Source organism: Streptosporangium sp. NPDC002524 (assembly GCF_040295985.1).
Lineage (GTDB): Bacteria > Actinomycetota > Actinomycetes > Streptosporangiales > Streptosporangiaceae > Streptosporangium.
Genome location: NZ_JBEOWK010000043.1, coordinates 1 through 13748 on the forward strand (window position 1 = coordinate 1; position 13748 = coordinate 13748).

Annotated in this window: 13 protein-coding genes and 1 pseudogene; 7 read left to right on the top strand and 7 right to left on the bottom strand. The window is 67.3% G+C overall.

Going from position 1 to position 13748, the window contains the following annotated elements; all coding sequences use genetic code 11:
* Positions 1-974: 974 nt before the first annotated feature.
* Both ABT053_RS40930 and ABT053_RS40935 read left to right on the top strand, forming a co-directional pair.
* Positions 975-1160, top strand: coding sequence for a hypothetical protein (locus ABT053_RS40930; RefSeq protein WP_350977046.1), 186 nt, complete (start codon positions 975-977; stop codon positions 1158-1160).
* A 285-nt stretch (positions 1161-1445) separates the two neighbouring features.
* On the top strand, positions 1446-1832 hold the full coding sequence (locus ABT053_RS40935) for a hypothetical protein (protein WP_350977048.1): 387 nt from the start codon (positions 1446-1448) through the stop codon (positions 1830-1832).
* A gap of 97 nt (positions 1833-1929) precedes the next feature.
* On the opposite strand, the gene ABT053_RS40940 is transcribed toward ABT053_RS40935, so the two are convergent.
* On the bottom strand, positions 1930-2469 hold the full coding sequence (locus ABT053_RS40940) for a PadR family transcriptional regulator (RefSeq protein WP_350977050.1): 540 nt from the start codon (positions 2467-2469) through the stop codon (positions 1930-1932).
* A 149-nt stretch (positions 2470-2618) separates the two neighbouring features.
* Between ABT053_RS40940 and ABT053_RS40945 the strand changes: the two genes are divergently transcribed.
* Positions 2619-3761, top strand: a complete 1143-nt coding sequence (locus ABT053_RS40945; RefSeq protein ID WP_350977053.1) for a serine hydrolase domain-containing protein — start codon at positions 2619-2621, stop codon at positions 3759-3761.
* A gap of 139 nt (positions 3762-3900) precedes the next feature.
* On the opposite strand, the gene ABT053_RS40950 is transcribed toward ABT053_RS40945, so the two are convergent.
* Positions 3901-4464 carry a YciI family protein gene (locus tag ABT053_RS40950; RefSeq protein ID WP_350977055.1) on the bottom strand — a complete coding sequence of 188 codons (564 nt, stop codon included), beginning with the start codon at positions 4462-4464 and terminating at the stop codon, positions 3901-3903.
* An 84-nt stretch (positions 4465-4548) separates the two neighbouring features.
* Between ABT053_RS40950 and ABT053_RS40955 the strand changes: the two genes are divergently transcribed.
* On the top strand, positions 4549-5343 hold the full coding sequence (locus tag ABT053_RS40955; RefSeq protein WP_350977057.1) for a barstar family protein: 795 nt from the start codon (positions 4549-4551) through the stop codon (positions 5341-5343).
* Positions 5344-5506: 163 nt separating this feature from the next.
* Positions 5507-6524, top strand: a pseudogene (locus ABT053_RS40960) (IS5 family transposase).
* Positions 6525-7078: 554 nt separating this feature from the next.
* Here the strand turns inward: ABT053_RS40960 and ABT053_RS40965 are convergent.
* Positions 7079-7879: a chymotrypsin family serine protease gene (locus ABT053_RS40965; RefSeq protein WP_350977060.1), complete on the bottom strand. Its 801-nt coding sequence runs from the start codon at positions 7877-7879 to the stop codon at positions 7079-7081.
* Positions 7852-8454 carry a hypothetical protein gene (locus tag ABT053_RS40970; protein WP_350977061.1) on the bottom strand — a complete coding sequence of 201 codons (603 nt, stop codon included), beginning with the start codon at positions 8452-8454 and terminating at the stop codon, positions 7852-7854. Before ABT053_RS40970 ends, ABT053_RS40965 begins: the two co-directional genes overlap by 28 nt.
* A gap of 522 nt (positions 8455-8976) precedes the next feature.
* Between ABT053_RS40970 and ABT053_RS40975 the strand changes: the two genes are divergently transcribed.
* Entirely contained in the window at positions 8977-9444 is a 468-nt protein-coding gene (locus ABT053_RS40975; RefSeq protein ID WP_350977064.1) for a hypothetical protein, read from the top strand.
* An 82-nt stretch (positions 9445-9526) separates the two neighbouring features.
* Here the strand turns inward: ABT053_RS40975 and ABT053_RS40980 are convergent, their stop codons facing one another.
* Positions 9527-9799, bottom strand: coding sequence for a hypothetical protein (locus ABT053_RS40980; RefSeq protein WP_350977065.1), 273 nt, complete (start codon positions 9797-9799; stop codon positions 9527-9529).
* A gap of 306 nt (positions 9800-10105) precedes the next feature.
* On the opposite strand from ABT053_RS40980, the gene ABT053_RS40985 reads away from it, so the two are divergent.
* Positions 10106-11074, top strand: coding sequence for a TAXI family TRAP transporter solute-binding subunit (locus tag ABT053_RS40985; RefSeq protein ID WP_350977068.1), 969 nt, complete (start codon positions 10106-10108; stop codon positions 11072-11074).
* 183 nt (positions 11075-11257) lie between these two features.
* Here the strand turns inward: ABT053_RS40985 and ABT053_RS40990 are convergent, their stop codons facing one another.
* Together ABT053_RS40990 and ABT053_RS40995 are read right to left on the bottom strand one after the other, a co-directional pair.
* Positions 11258-12958 (bottom strand): ATP-binding protein, encoded by a 1701-nt coding sequence (locus ABT053_RS40990; RefSeq protein ID WP_350977069.1) that lies wholly within the window; start codon positions 12956-12958, stop codon positions 11258-11260.
* Between the two features lie 6 nt (positions 12959-12964).
* Positions 12965-13648, bottom strand: coding sequence for a response regulator transcription factor (locus tag ABT053_RS40995; RefSeq protein WP_350977071.1), 684 nt, complete (start codon positions 13646-13648; stop codon positions 12965-12967).
* Positions 13649-13748 lie beyond the last annotated feature (100 nt).

The window sequence follows — 13748 nt, forward strand, 5'->3', positions numbered from 1 at the left end:
CGTGCGCCGCTGCCTCAAGGTGGTGCTGAAGGAGGAGGCCGAGCATCACCGTTACGCGGTGCGCGACCTCGCCGTGATCGAGGCCGGTGCCTGAACTGGCACCGACCCGGCCGGAAATGACCTCCGGCCGCATCGCGTGCCGCCAGGACGGTCATCTAACGGTCATGTCATCCACAAAGCCACGCTGAAGCCTCCAATTCAGCACTTGGTACTTAAAAGGCTCTACCCAAGAACATTTCCCGGTCGAGCCGGAACGGGCCGAACGGCGGCGGTGGTGGAGGGGCGTCGCGGTAGACGCCGTCGGGTAGCCCGCCCGACGCGGGACGGAGTCGCCGATTTCAGCTGAAGGCCATGTACGTCCATATATCGGCATCCAGCGGCACCGCCGCCTCCGTGCCGGACGACCATGTCTCCCCGCTTTGCGGGTGCCGCGGAACCAGGGCGATGTCCGTGACCGTGTCGGGCAGGCCAGGCCCGGCCAGGGCCAGGCTCCTGCCCGGCCAGGGGCAGGCTCCTCGTCGGCGGCGTCGAAGGTGTGCGGGACGGCGTGCCGGCGTTTGTGCTTCTGCCAGTCGTCGGTGTGCGTGTAGCCCTTGGGGAAGGCGGCGGCGACGGAGCCGGGGAACTGCCCGCCCTTCCAGTGGCCGATGGGGACGATCTCGGGGACTGCCATGGGCGGGAGAGTGGTGATCAGGCCCGGCAGAGCCCGTGCTCAGGCGGATGGAAAAGCGGTCTGTTTTGGAGCGGTGCGAAGGGTGCCCGGCGGCGCGGACCAAGAATTTACAAAGCGGGATGATCAGGTTTTCAAGGAGTCTGGAAACGCCTCACAGAGTGGCCCCGTACAAACCGGGGCACGTCACCATAGGGGAAAACAACGCTGTCAGCTGGGGCAATGCGGCCACCTTCCGACAAAAGGTCCGGCGTCCGCTGTCAGCGATCCTCAGACGTCCATGATCTTCAGAAAGGCATAGCTCATGCAAATCGAAAAGGCCAAAATCGTTGAGCTCCTCCGGTCCCGCGGTGACAACGCCCTGGCGCAGCAGGCCGACAAGAGCCTGCCCCCGCAGATCGACACCGACCAGCACGCGGAGCAGCTGGCCAAGCTCGGTGTGAACCCGCAGGACCTTCTCGGCAAGCTCGGTGGAGGCCTGGGGCACTGACCTTGGAGCCAGGGGTGCGGGGCGGTTCGACAGCGTGATCGCTTTTCGGCGTGACCCCGCGTCGGCCCGATACGCTTTCGGTCTTCGGGTCACCCCATGGTCAACGGCATGACGTGAGGATGTCGGAGCCTCCCTATGGATCAGAAGGTCGGGGTTTCGAGTACCTCCGTCCGCACAGCGGGTCAAAGGCCCTCCGGGATCATCCCGGAGGGCCTTTTCGCGCCCGTACGACAACGGGGTCCGGGTCGGGTGTCCTGGGTCTGCTCCACGTGAGAGGTGAGGCGCGTGAACGAGATTCGCGTCCTCTCGTTCTTGGCGTGGCGAGGAGACCGCCGTGTCGGCCTGGCGGAGGTTCTGACTTCCCTCGGTGTCTTGGTCGAGGGCCATCGCTGGCAACTGATCATCGACTGGCTCGTCTCTCCGGAGCTCGAGGCGATCACCGAGGCCACGGCGAACTCATCGGTGACCACGAGTCGTCTCATCGACCTGTTCGGCGGAGACTGCCAGCTCATCGATGGAGAGCTGGTGGGCTACGGCGACAGCCCGTCGGTGCCGGAGGTGAGGATCCGGGCGTTCGACAGCGGGCATTGGGATGTGCGGACAGGCAGCCCTGAGCTGTTGGAGAGGATCCTCATGCTCTATCCCGACGCGCGCGAACTTCCCGGGTGGTGAGTCCGCGATAGTCACCACGGAGGTCTCTTCAAAGCGCTTCGGAGCGCTTAGTCAGCCGGGCCGTGGGCGATCGCGTCTGTACGGCGTCCGTACGGTGTCAGCGGTCCGGCGTCTCGTGCCGGTCGATGTGATCGCGGAACCAGTCGAGTGTGAAGCGGTGTGAGGCGATGCCGTAGTCGAGCGTCGCGCGCTGATGGGTGGCGAGGTCGCGATGCTCCTCGGGGATGTCCAGGGTGCCGAGGTGCTTGTCGAGAGCCGAGAGCGCCGCGAGGTCGGTCTCGATGCGCGCCGTGATGCGACGGAGCACCGGTACGCGTTCGGCGGGCTCCAGCAGGCCGAGGAAGTAGAGCCTGGACAGCGCCGCGGTCTCCAGGTCGAGCCCCGTCAGGTCTCCCGTCATCCAGGTGTGGAACTCCTGACGACCGGCGTCGGTCAGGCGGTACACCTTCCGTCCCCGGCCTCCGGCCTCGACGCTGGCGACCTCGATGAACCCCCGCGCGAGCAGGGTGTCCAGCGCGCGTTTGATGCTGCCGGAGCTGGCGCTGTAGAAGAGCGCGACTCCGGCCTCGAACCCTTTGATGAGGTCGTAGAAGGTCTGCGGGGCGATCAGGAGCAGACCGAGGATCACATGGGCCATTGGCCGAGTTTAGATCATTGACTCTCATAGACATGTCTATTAGACATGTCTATGAGGCTCCCTGAGGTGATGCTCATGGTCATGAACGCGGCTGAGAGGGCACGGCGCCGAGGGGGCACGTCGAAGGAACGGAGACAAGGAGCACTCGCGTGACCTCGCCGCTCGTCACGACCCCAGCTCACGACAATCGCGTTCCCGGCGACGTCGGCGCGCGGCTGACGGACCTGCTGGAGAGCCTCGTCGCGCGACGCGGCGTGCACCACGCCAACCTCGCCGTCACGAGCGGCGACGGGAAGCGGCGCTGGTCCGCCGCCTCCGGGCCCGCCGGTGCCGACGATCCTCCACCGCGTCCCGACACCCCGTTCTTCGTCGCGAGCGTCACCAAGCGCTTCATCGTCACGCTGGTGCTGCAGGCGCACGAGCGCGGCGAGCTGGAGCTGGCCGCGCCGATCGCCGGCTATCTGCCGGCGGAGATGATCACCGGACTCCACGTCCTCGGGGGGATCGACCGGACGTCCGCGATCACGGTGCGCCACCTCGCGAGTCACACGTCCGGATTGCCCGACTACTTCGAGAAGCGTCGTGGAGGTCCCAGCCTGTACGACCGCCTCGCCGCCGGTCAGGATCTGGCCTGGACCTTCGAGGACGCGCTGCGGATCACGCGCGAGCGGCAGCGCCCGCACTTCGAGCCGCAGGATCTCACGGCCGCCCGGCAGAAGGCGCGCTACTCCGACACCGGCTTCCAGCTGCTCATCCGCATCGTGGAGACGGTGACCGGCCGGTCGTTCGCCGATCTGCTGACCGAACGGATCCTCGGCCCGCTCGGCCTGACACACACCTGGCTTCCGGGACATCGCCCGCCGGATCCGGCGACCGCGACGCCCTCGCCGCTCTACGCGAAACAGCGTCGCGTGGAACTGACCTCGATGATCGAGTCCAGCAACGACCTGTTCAGCACCACCGGCGATCTCCTCGCCTTCCAGCGAGCGCTGCTCGACGGCGAACTCTTCGAAGACGCCCGCTCGCTGGAGTCGCTCACCGAGCGGCGCAACCGGCTGCGCAACATCCCCATCCTCCGGTACGGACTGGGCACCATGTTCTTCAAGGTCGGCCGGCTCATGGCACCGGGGCGCGGCCCTGTCACGCTCGTCGGCCACTCGGGAGTCACCGGGACCTGGCTCTTCCACTGCCCGGAGCTCGACCTGCACCTGGCCGGCACCGTTGACCAGACCGAGGGGCGGGCCGTTCCCTTCCGGTTCATGGCGCGTTGCCTGCATGTCTGGCGAACGTGAGGGCGAGCGGACCTGCCTGGATTCCGACCGGCGTCGCCCACGCCCTCATCGGGTGGGAACCCTTGGATCCCCGGCCCTTTGTCGTTTCCAGGGCCGGGGCCAGGGCCGGGCCGGGTCTCCTCGGGTGTTAGTTACATGATCATCTGATGGGCGTCTCGCCGGGTCTGCCGCCGAAGCGCCAGGGGTGTACCTCCGTGCGGTCGTCGTCGCCTCCGACCGGCAGCGACCTCGCGGCGGCTTCCCGGTCCGGCGCCTCAACCATGGCCGCCCGGCCGATCCGCGCCTCGCCGTCGAGGGTGAGCAGCTCGCCGTACACGATCATGTGTTTCGACGGGACCGGCGCGGGGGCGGACTCGCCCGTGGTGATCACCAGGAACCGGCCGTAGCCGTCGACGGCCTCGGTGAAGTCCCACATGGTGCGGCCCAGGGCGTTGTGAAAACGGCACAGCAGCACCGACTCGAAGACATCGGCGCGGTAGTACGGCTCGTCGTAGGCGAACGTACGGGCGGACTCCGCGTCCGGGAGGTCGACGATGTGCAGGCTGCCCGTCGACTCGGCGTCGTCTCCGTCACCGGTCAGCGTGGGACCGCGGGCGACCAGCAGTTTCGCGTACCCGTCCATGAAGGACCAGTGCTCACCGGTCAGGCTCATCTTGAGCCCGAAGGCGCCGGGGCGGTCGCGGCCGTAGACGAAATACTCCACGGTCGTTCAGGGTAGACGACCGTGACGGCGGCTCCCGTAGGGCGACGACGGCAACATTGTTGATCACCGGCTAGCGTGAGGCCCGTGGATCCTGTCCTCCCGAAATTCCTCCTGATCGGCGAGGGCGATCAAATCCTCGGTTCCTGTCTGGACGCTGAAGGTGTGTTCGGTGAGGCGGCGGAGAGGGACGAGGCTGCGACGGTCGAGATCCTGGGGTGTCTTCCTTCCCGGCGGATGCGTGACTATCTCGACGGGTCCAAGCGCTACCGCCGGAGGAATCCGCTGGACCTGGCGGCGCTCCGGATGCTGGACGTGGCAGGGGACCCGCTCGCGGACTTCTGGGTGGGCGAGATCGTCGACTGGCGGCCCTCACGGCTTGGCGACGAACGGGTGGACGTGGTCGTGCCCTGGGGGGACGACGGTCCTCTCTCCGATGCACGCCATGTCTGGGAATGTTGGCGTACGGCCAGGCCTGACGGGCCCGATCAGTGGGTCGGCCACGGGCGGGCGGACAGGGCGGAGTGGCTGACCATCGTCCGCCACCGCAGTCGCTGGTCGACCGGACGGCCCGGTCACCCGCCGGGGCGCACCTACGACCTCGACGGAACGCACGTCACCGATGAGGCGGGCTTCTACCTGGCGCTGGGGGAGGCGATCAACGGGCCGGGCGGCTACTTCGGCTGCAATCTCGACGCGCTGGCCGACTGCCTGTGTGGAGGGTTCGGGACGGGGGTGCCCTTCACGCTGGTCTGGCACCATTCGCGCGTTGCGCGGCAGTCTCTCACCAGGCTTCTGAAGGAGGGCGATGAAGATACGACCTGTTTTGAGATCATCCAGATGATCTTCGCGGAGCGCGGGGTGGACGTCGTGCTGAGGTGATTCTCCGCAGCTCGGATGCTCACCTTTCTCACGGGTCGGCCCAGGGGTGATTCTCGCGAGCCTACCTAGGGGTGGTTCTCGCGAGCCGCTCTAGGAACTGTTTGGGGTTCGGATCTATGTGACGCCCGGGTGGTGGGCTGGTTGTGGCTGGTAGAACTCGGAGGTGGCGCGCTTTGATGTGACGGATGCCGAGTGGGCGTTGATCGAGCCGTATCTGCCGGTGGCGGCTACTGGGCCGCTTCCTCGGCGGGTGCGTGATCAGTTCAACGGGATCTTGTGGCGGTTTCGCACCGGGTCGGGCTGGCGTGACGTGCCGGAACGGTATGGGCCGTGGTCCACCCTCTACTCCCGGTTCAACGGCTGGGCCAAAGCCGGGGTGTTTCAGGGGTTGATGGACGCGCTGATCGCCGAGGCCGCTTCGCGCGGGCAGGTCGGGCTGGAGGTGGTCAGCGTGGACTCAACAATCGTGCGGGCGCATCAGGAGTCGGCCGGGCTGGCGGTGGCCGGGGAGACTCTGGATGCGCTGGAGCAGGCGCTGACTGAGGAAAAGGGGGCTCCGCTGGCGGAGCAGCCACCGGTGCTGCGAGTGATGCACCGCAGGTCACACCTAACGCGGTCAGCGCGGCTGGCGCGGACGCATCGTCGCAACGGGATCGTGCAGCCACGCGGCGACGCCGTAAGGCCCGGGCGAAGGCTGCCGGGCTTGGCCGATCCCGAGGCGGACTGAGTAGCAATGTCCATGCCGTGGTCGATGCCGCCGGGCTGCCGCTGGCCTTTGTGCTCACCCCCGGTCAGGCCGCCGACTGCCCGCAGTTCATCCCCGTCCTGAACAAGATCCGTATCCCTGGTCCGGTCGGCCAGCCTCGCACCCGCCCTGCCGCAAGGCCTATTCCTCCAAGGCCAACCGTGCCTACCTGCGCCGCCGCCGGATCACCGCGGTCATTCCGGAGAAGACCGATCAGCAGGCCAACCGCAAGAAGAGAGGTTCAGCGGGCGGGCGGCCCGTCGGCTTCGATCCGGAGCGCTAGCGGCAGCGCAACACCGTCGAACGCTGTTTCCAGAAGATCAAGGCCTGGCGCGGTCTGGCGACCCGTTACGACAACTCCCCGGAAAGCTACGAGGCCGGACTCTACCTCCGAGGCTCGATCATGTGGCTGAAACTCTTCACCTCAACCACGTGATCCGAACTCTGAACGGCTCTTAGTACATCATCGCCCAGATGATCTTTCCGTCCTGAATCACTACGTTGACTCGTTTTGGGTTGAGGTCGTCGTGGGCGTCGGCACACTTACCGTCCTCTCCTAGGACGCGGATCTTGTGACCTGTGGCGGCTTCTTTTCGGGCTGCGGTGGCCAGTATCTGTCCTACGAGGTCAGCTCGCTCACGGGCAGTGACTGGCGCTGGCGGGATACATTTAGAACTCTGCACTTCTGGCGCAACCGCCACACCCCTTGTCGACGTGGGCTTCGGAGCCGCATCATTGCTACAACTCGCGAGGAGACTGATCCCGGAGATGATTGTTACGGTTACACGAAATAGCATGACCGTCCTCTTGGAAGCTTCGATTGGAGGCACGAGTGTGATGATCGGGTGCTTCCGGTGACCGTCGCAGACCATCTCAGCTCCTATGCGTCGTCGACCTAGCTCGCCAGCCCCAGGGTGGGGATCGGAGACCGACGAGCCGGTATTTTGCTAGGGGCGCTTAACGTAGAAACGGTTGGCGTAGAGGTTCGGTTCAGCCTGTCAGCACGTATCCACCGAGATTTTCAGCAAATCGGGTTTGCGGGGTGTACAGGCTTCGCCCGAGGCCGTCGTATCCGCTGTGAATGCCTCGTGCGGTATAGCCAGTGAACCACGGACCGCCGCTGTCGCCGCCTGTAGACACGTACTCCTCCGTTGCGGCGAGTCCGCAGAACGTCAGGTCTTCAGGGGTGTAGCAGACGGCGAGGATCTCCACCTCTGAGCAGCGTGCGTATCCGGTGCCGATTCCATAGTGGCAGACGGTGTCACCGACGACGGCGTTTTGGGCGGAGGAGACGGTTCGCTCTATGCTGCCATCGTAGAACTGGGCACTTGTGCTGTGTCCAGAGAGGGTCCGGTGCCATTGCAGGTCGATGTTGGCACCTGCTGGCGTTGTTGTAGCGGCGTTACCGTAAGCGATCACACCAGTTGCGCCGTCGTACCGCATGTAGTTGTAGCAATGCATGGCCGTCGCAACACCATTGACGCCGTTGATCCTGACGCTGAATCCCGACGTGCAATCTGCGCCGCTGCCGTCGGTGGGTGACAGTCGGCGACCGCCCCTAACCGTGGCCTCGGTCCTCGGCTCAAGGGCGGTGGCCTCTGAAAAGGTCACTTGGACAGGTACGTTACCGGTCGGGCTTACTGCGCTGCCAGCGGCCAAGGCCGCAACGGACAGAGCCTTCTGCGCGACCTGCACGCCTGGCGCCAGGCTATAAGAGATCTTGATGCTATCCGTCTCCGGGTCAATTTCCGACACGACCTCGGTTACACGGGAGGCAGCGGCCTCGAACATGGCCTCTTGAATCTTCTGGCCTCTTGAATCTTCTCCAGATCCTGGCGGGCCAGCGGAGCGCCGAACTCCACCCGCACAGCGTACGGAAGTTGTTCCAGCTGACGGAGAACAGCCTGCGATGGCTTGTTGGTGAAGCGGATCCAGACTTCCGCGCCATCAGCGGCGGAATCCTCGGCGACGTACCCGGCTTGGACGTACCCGAGCGTGGCGTCTGCAGCAAGCTGATCCACAAGAGAGTTGAACTCACCCCGTCCGCGGTACTTCTGCTTCAGCTTCTCTATCGCCTTGCCAGTTGCCTTGGCGTACGTCTCCAGGTCCCTTTGGGTCGCGTCGTCGAGATCGGGCGCAGATCCTGTCCCCCGCACCATGATCTTCTGAATGGGCTGCGGGCTACCCACGATCAGGGTCTTGGGATGCGGGTCGGTTGGGTCGGCCTGCGCGCCGACCGTACCTAAGGAGGCCGCCACCATCAAGCTGATACAGAAACCAGCCAGAAGACAAATAGTTCTCATCTTTCCCTTTCTGGACTTACCTCGTGGCAGTCCAGAATGATGAATACAGGCGGAAATAAACATCGAATTATCGAAATCGCGAATACGAAGCTACCGGAGTATGTCCACCGCATAGAAATGGTCAACAAGAGCCGAGTTGGCCAGCGCGATGATTCGTCAGGGGTGATCGGGGCTCGCCTGCTGTGATCGATTGCCCGTTTTGTCCCTGGTGTGAGGGTTACGGGCCTTCGCGTGTCGCTGCGGCTGCGCCCGGGTTCCACTTCGATCCAGAGCGCCACCGGCAGCGCAACACCGTCGGACACTGTTTCCAGAAGATCAAGACCTGGCGCGGTCTGGCGACCCGCTACGACAAATCCCCGGAAAGCTACGAGGCCGGACTCCATCTCCAAGGCTCGATCATGTGGCTGAAACTCCTCACCTCAACCACATGATCCGAACCTCGAACAGCTCCTAGGAGTGGTTCTGGGTGCGCCGTTCGCTTGTGATCTCGTGATGAGGTGATCGCGGGAGGAGCCAGGCGTGGTGTGTTCGGGGGTGGCCGGAGCGTTCTTGTTCGGTGGGTGAGCGGGAACCTAGGCTCCGACCATGATGCGCCCGGCGGTCGCGTTGCTCATCGTCTGCGTAGGGGGCGGCGTCGCCTCTCTGGCTCTTGTCGCCTCCATGCAGTTTCCCGACGCGTGCACCGATGCGGATGACCGGTTCGCCGCCTCCCTGGCCACGCTCAGCATTCTCGACGCTCATCCGGTGACCGCGACGCCCCGGGGAGGACGCGACTCCGGTTGTTACAGCGACGGCCGGTTGGTGAACGTCATGCAGTCCTACCGCTCTTCGAGCCCGGTGGCCGACGTGTTGTCCTTCTACCGAGAAGCGGCGATCGCGGATGGCTGGAAACCTCCGCCGGAGGATGACGGTGAAGGGGTGAGATGCTTCGTCAAGTCCGTCGACGGCAGGAACGTCGGCTTCTCCGTGCGCGTCAGGGAGGAGAGCGGGGAGGACAACGATGTCTACGACGTGGACGTGGCCTCCTCCCTGCTCGGCGACGGCTGGTGCTGACACCGAGGACTCCCGGAACGCTTCGAGCCTCGCCTCCGGCTACGACGTGGAGGCAGCCGCGCTACACGGGTTATTGCCCGGTCTAACGACCGTATGGTGGCGGGTAGTAGCCGGGTGCCTGCTGGACGGGGATGGTGCGGGTGATCCGCCATCCGATGAAGGTGATCGGGATGGCGACGAGGAGCCACAGGCCGATCGTGATGATGGTGAGCCACCAGTGGACGAAGAACCACAGGCAGGCGTGGACGATGAAGGTGATCGGGTTGAAACCGCGTTCGCGTACGGTCGTCATCTGGACAGGGCCGTACCCGTGAGGCGGCTGCTGCCCGTACGGGCCTTGTGGCGGGTAGGTCATGGCTTCTCCCGGTACGCGATGGTGCGTATGTGACGCCCGGGTTCGTTCCCGGGGTTTACCGCTGGCCGGATGTGGTCACCTGATCGGCGTGAGCCCTGGTTCGAGAGGCGGCTGGGGTGAACTCGCGACGACTCCCGGGGCGGGGCCCCTCATCGTCATGGGCGTCGTTGCGATGGTCCGCGCGGGCCGTACGTGCGAGGGAGCGATCTCCCTACGGACAGGGGTCACGTCGGCGGAGCCTCGCGGGTTGCCGATGAAACGCCTTTCGTCATCGGCGATGACGGCCGGCGTCCGTATCATCTCGGCATGGTGCTGAACCTGGAGCCACGGATCGGTCGGCGGGTGGTGCTCCTGGCCGCCGGAGGGCTGCTCGTCGGTTGCTCCCGGCGGCCCGAGGCGGGCAAGGTCCACCTGCGGCTGGCCACCGGGCCGGCGGGGGCGGTGTACCGGCGCATCGGCGGTGCGCTGGCCGAGCACATCTCCGAGCAGGTGCCGGGTGCCACCCTGGTCACCGTGCCGAGCGGGGCGTCCACCGACAACATCCGGATGCTGCGGGCCGGCGAGGTGCACCTCGGGCTGACGAGCCTGGACGCGCTGATCACGACCGACGGCAGCGTGCCTGAGGGGCTCTCGGCGATATGCCGGCTCTACGACAGTCACCTGCATCTCGTGGTCATGGCCGGTTCGGCGGTCGACGGGTTCCGGGACCTGGAGGGCAGGCGCGTGTCCATCGGTGCCCGCGACTCGGGCACCGAGTTCACGTCGCTGCGGGTTCTGGAGCTCGGCCTGGTGAAAGCCGACGTCCGGTACCTCAGCCAGGCCGAGTCGGCGGCGGCACTGCGCGACGGCGAGATCGACGCGATGTTCTCCCTGACCGGCGTCCCGACCCCCGCCATCACGGAGCTGGCGCAGCGTCACCCGATCCGGCTGATCCCGTTGGACGCGCAGGCGGACGCGCTCTTCACCGTGTTCCCGGGTCCCTACACTCCGGCGATGATCCCCGCGACCGCCTACGCCGGTGTCCCGGCTACCCGCACCGTCGCCGTGCCGAACGTGCTTCTCGTACGCAACGACCTGCCCGACGACCTGGTCCACGCCATCACCGACACGATCTTCACGCACACCGGCACGATCATCTCCGCGAGCCGCGACGCAGAGGCCGTTCCCGACGCCGTTCCGGAAGCGTGGCAGATCAACGTGCGGACCGGGATCTCCACCGCGTCGATCCCGCTCCATCCGGGCGCGGCCGCCTGGTTCCGCGACCGTAAGCGCTGACCCGGGACCGGGGAAGCGACGGGAAAGCGACAGGTTTGTGGCGGAGCCGGAGCCTTGGGTCTGTGGCGGAGTCGGGAGGCTTGGGTCTGTGATGGAGTCAAAAGCCTCAGGTCCGTGACAGGGGCGGGAGCCTCGGGTTTGTGATGGAGTCAGAGCCTCGGGTCCGTGGCCGAGCCGGGAGCCTCAGGTTCGCGATGGTGCCGAGGTGTCGGATGGCGATGGCGTCCGCGGAACGACCGGTAGGGCGACCACCGCGGCGAATCCGTGCCCGGATCCGTCCGGGCGCGGCAGGCCCTCCTCCAGCCGCAGCTCGCCCCCGGCCGCCCCGACCAGGTCGGCGCAGATCGCCAGTCCCAGGCCGGTCCCGGGTACGTTCTGGTGCCGCGGCGATCGCCAGAACCGCCGTAGCGCCTGGGCCCGCTCGGACGCGTCGATCCCCTGGCCGTCGTCACGGACGATGATCGTGACCACGCCTCCGGCCGCGGAGCCGTCGCCGTGCCCGGCGGCCGTCGCGGCGTTCCCGGGTCCGGGTCCGGGGCCGGGGCCCGAGCCGCCGGGGACGGCCCGGGAGGGAGTCCTCTCACGAGGGACGGCCCTGGAGGGAGCCCTCTCACGAGGGACGGCCCTGGAGGGAACTGCCTCACCGGAGACGGTCCGGGAGGTGCCCGTGCCGCCGGAGGCGGCTCGGGAGGGAGCCGCATCACCAAGGACGGTCCGGGAAACGCCCGCGTCGCCGGGTGCGATCCGGGCGGTCACCTCCACCACCCCCGCGCCCGACAGGCGCAACGCGTTGCTGATCAGCTCGTCCAGGACGCTGCCCAGTCCGCCCGGCGGCTCCAGCAGCCGCAGCCCGGGAGGCACGTCGACCGTCAGGGTCTGGCCCGCCGTCGCCGTCAGCGCCTGCCAGCGGTTCACCCGGGTCGCCAGCACCGCGTCGAGGTCGACCGGCGACGCCGTCCGTATGCTCTCCATCCGCGCGCTGGCCTGCAGCGAGTTCAGCATCCGCTGCATCGCCTTCAGCTCGTCGACGGCCATGTCGTAGACCTGCCGCCCGTCGCCGGACGCGCGCAGGTGCGGCTCCAGGCTCTCCACGGCGAGCCGGAGGCTGGTCAGCGGGTTGCGCAACTGGTGCGACGCGTCGGACACGAAGGCCCGCTGCCGCTGCACGGCGTTCTCGACCGCGTCCATCATGGTGTTGAACGACTCCGCCAGCCGCCGCAGCTCGACCGGGCCGGCCTCGGCGTCCGCCCGGATCGTGAGGTCGCCCCGCGAGATCCGCGAGCTCGCCGCGTCGAGCTCGCGCACCGGCCGCAGCACCCACGCCGACACCGGCCAGGCGACGGCCACCAGCGCGATCAGCGGCAGCAGCCCGAGCCCGGCGAGCTGGGCCCACCGCACGAGGATGCGGTGGCGGGTCCTCGACAGGTCGGAGATCGTCACGACGGTGCCGACGACCTCGCTGTCCCGGCCCACCGGCTCCGCGACCACGAGCGCGGAGTCGTCCCACGGCGCCCATTCCCAGGACGGTTCCGACCTCGCCCCGGCCAGCGCCGCGGTCACGATCCGGGGCAGCGCCGGCTCGGCCCGCGCCGCCTCCCGGTACGCGCCCGCCGGTCCGAGCAGCACCGTGCCCGACACGTCGATCACCGCGGCCGGGATGCCGTACAGCCCGTGGTAGCGCGCCAGCTCCTGCTGGAGCGCCTCGGTCCGGCCGGTCGACAGCGCGGTCTCGGCCAGCGACGCGAACCGGCCGACGTCGTTGAGCCGGTCGACGTACGTCTCCTGCATCTCCCGTTCGGCCACGGTGACGCTGAGCGGCACCCCGAGCGCCGCGACGAGCAGCACCGCGAGGGGCACCAGGACGGCGAGCAGGCGACGGTGCACGGCGCGTCAGCCGATCAGCTCCGGCTGGTCGGCCAGGAGCCGATAGCCGACCCCGTGGATCGTGCGGATGAGCACGGCCGGTCCGAGCTTGTGCCGCAGCGCCGCGATGTGGGTGTCCAGGGTGCGGCTCGACGCCTCCCAGGTCGCGGCCCAGATCTGGTCGAGGATGACGTCACGGCTCACCACGTTCGGTGCCCGCCTGGCCAGCAGCAGGAGCAGCTCGAACTCCTTGCGGGTCAGCGCCAGGGGCGTGCCGTCGACGGTGACCTCGCGGGTGCCGACGCCGATCCGCATCGGGCCGAGGACGAGCGGCCCGTCCGGATGGCTCAGGGAGCGGGCCACCCGGGTGCGCCGCAGGACGGCGTCGATCCTGGCGAGCAGCTCCGGGATGCCGAACGGCTTCACGATGTAGTCGTCCGCGCCGGCGCGCAGGCCGCGGACCCGTTCGTGCTCCTCGGAGCGGGCCGTCACGGCGATGACGGCGGTCTCCGGCCGGTCGCGCAGCTTGCGGATCACGTCGAGCCCGTCGCCGTCGGGCAGGCCGAGGTCGACGAGGACCACGTCGGACGGGGCGGCGCGTACGGCCTCCGCGGCGGTGGCGATGCGGTGGACCTCGAAGCCCGCCTGGGCGAGGACGGTCACCAGGCCCCGCGCCACGCGGTCGTCATCCTCGATGATGGTGATCCGCATACCGGCGGATTGTACGGCCCGGATCGATACTTGGTCAGCCCTCCCGTCTCGGTATTTCTCTGGCATCCGGCGCATTCTTGGGATTTCTCTGACACCATTC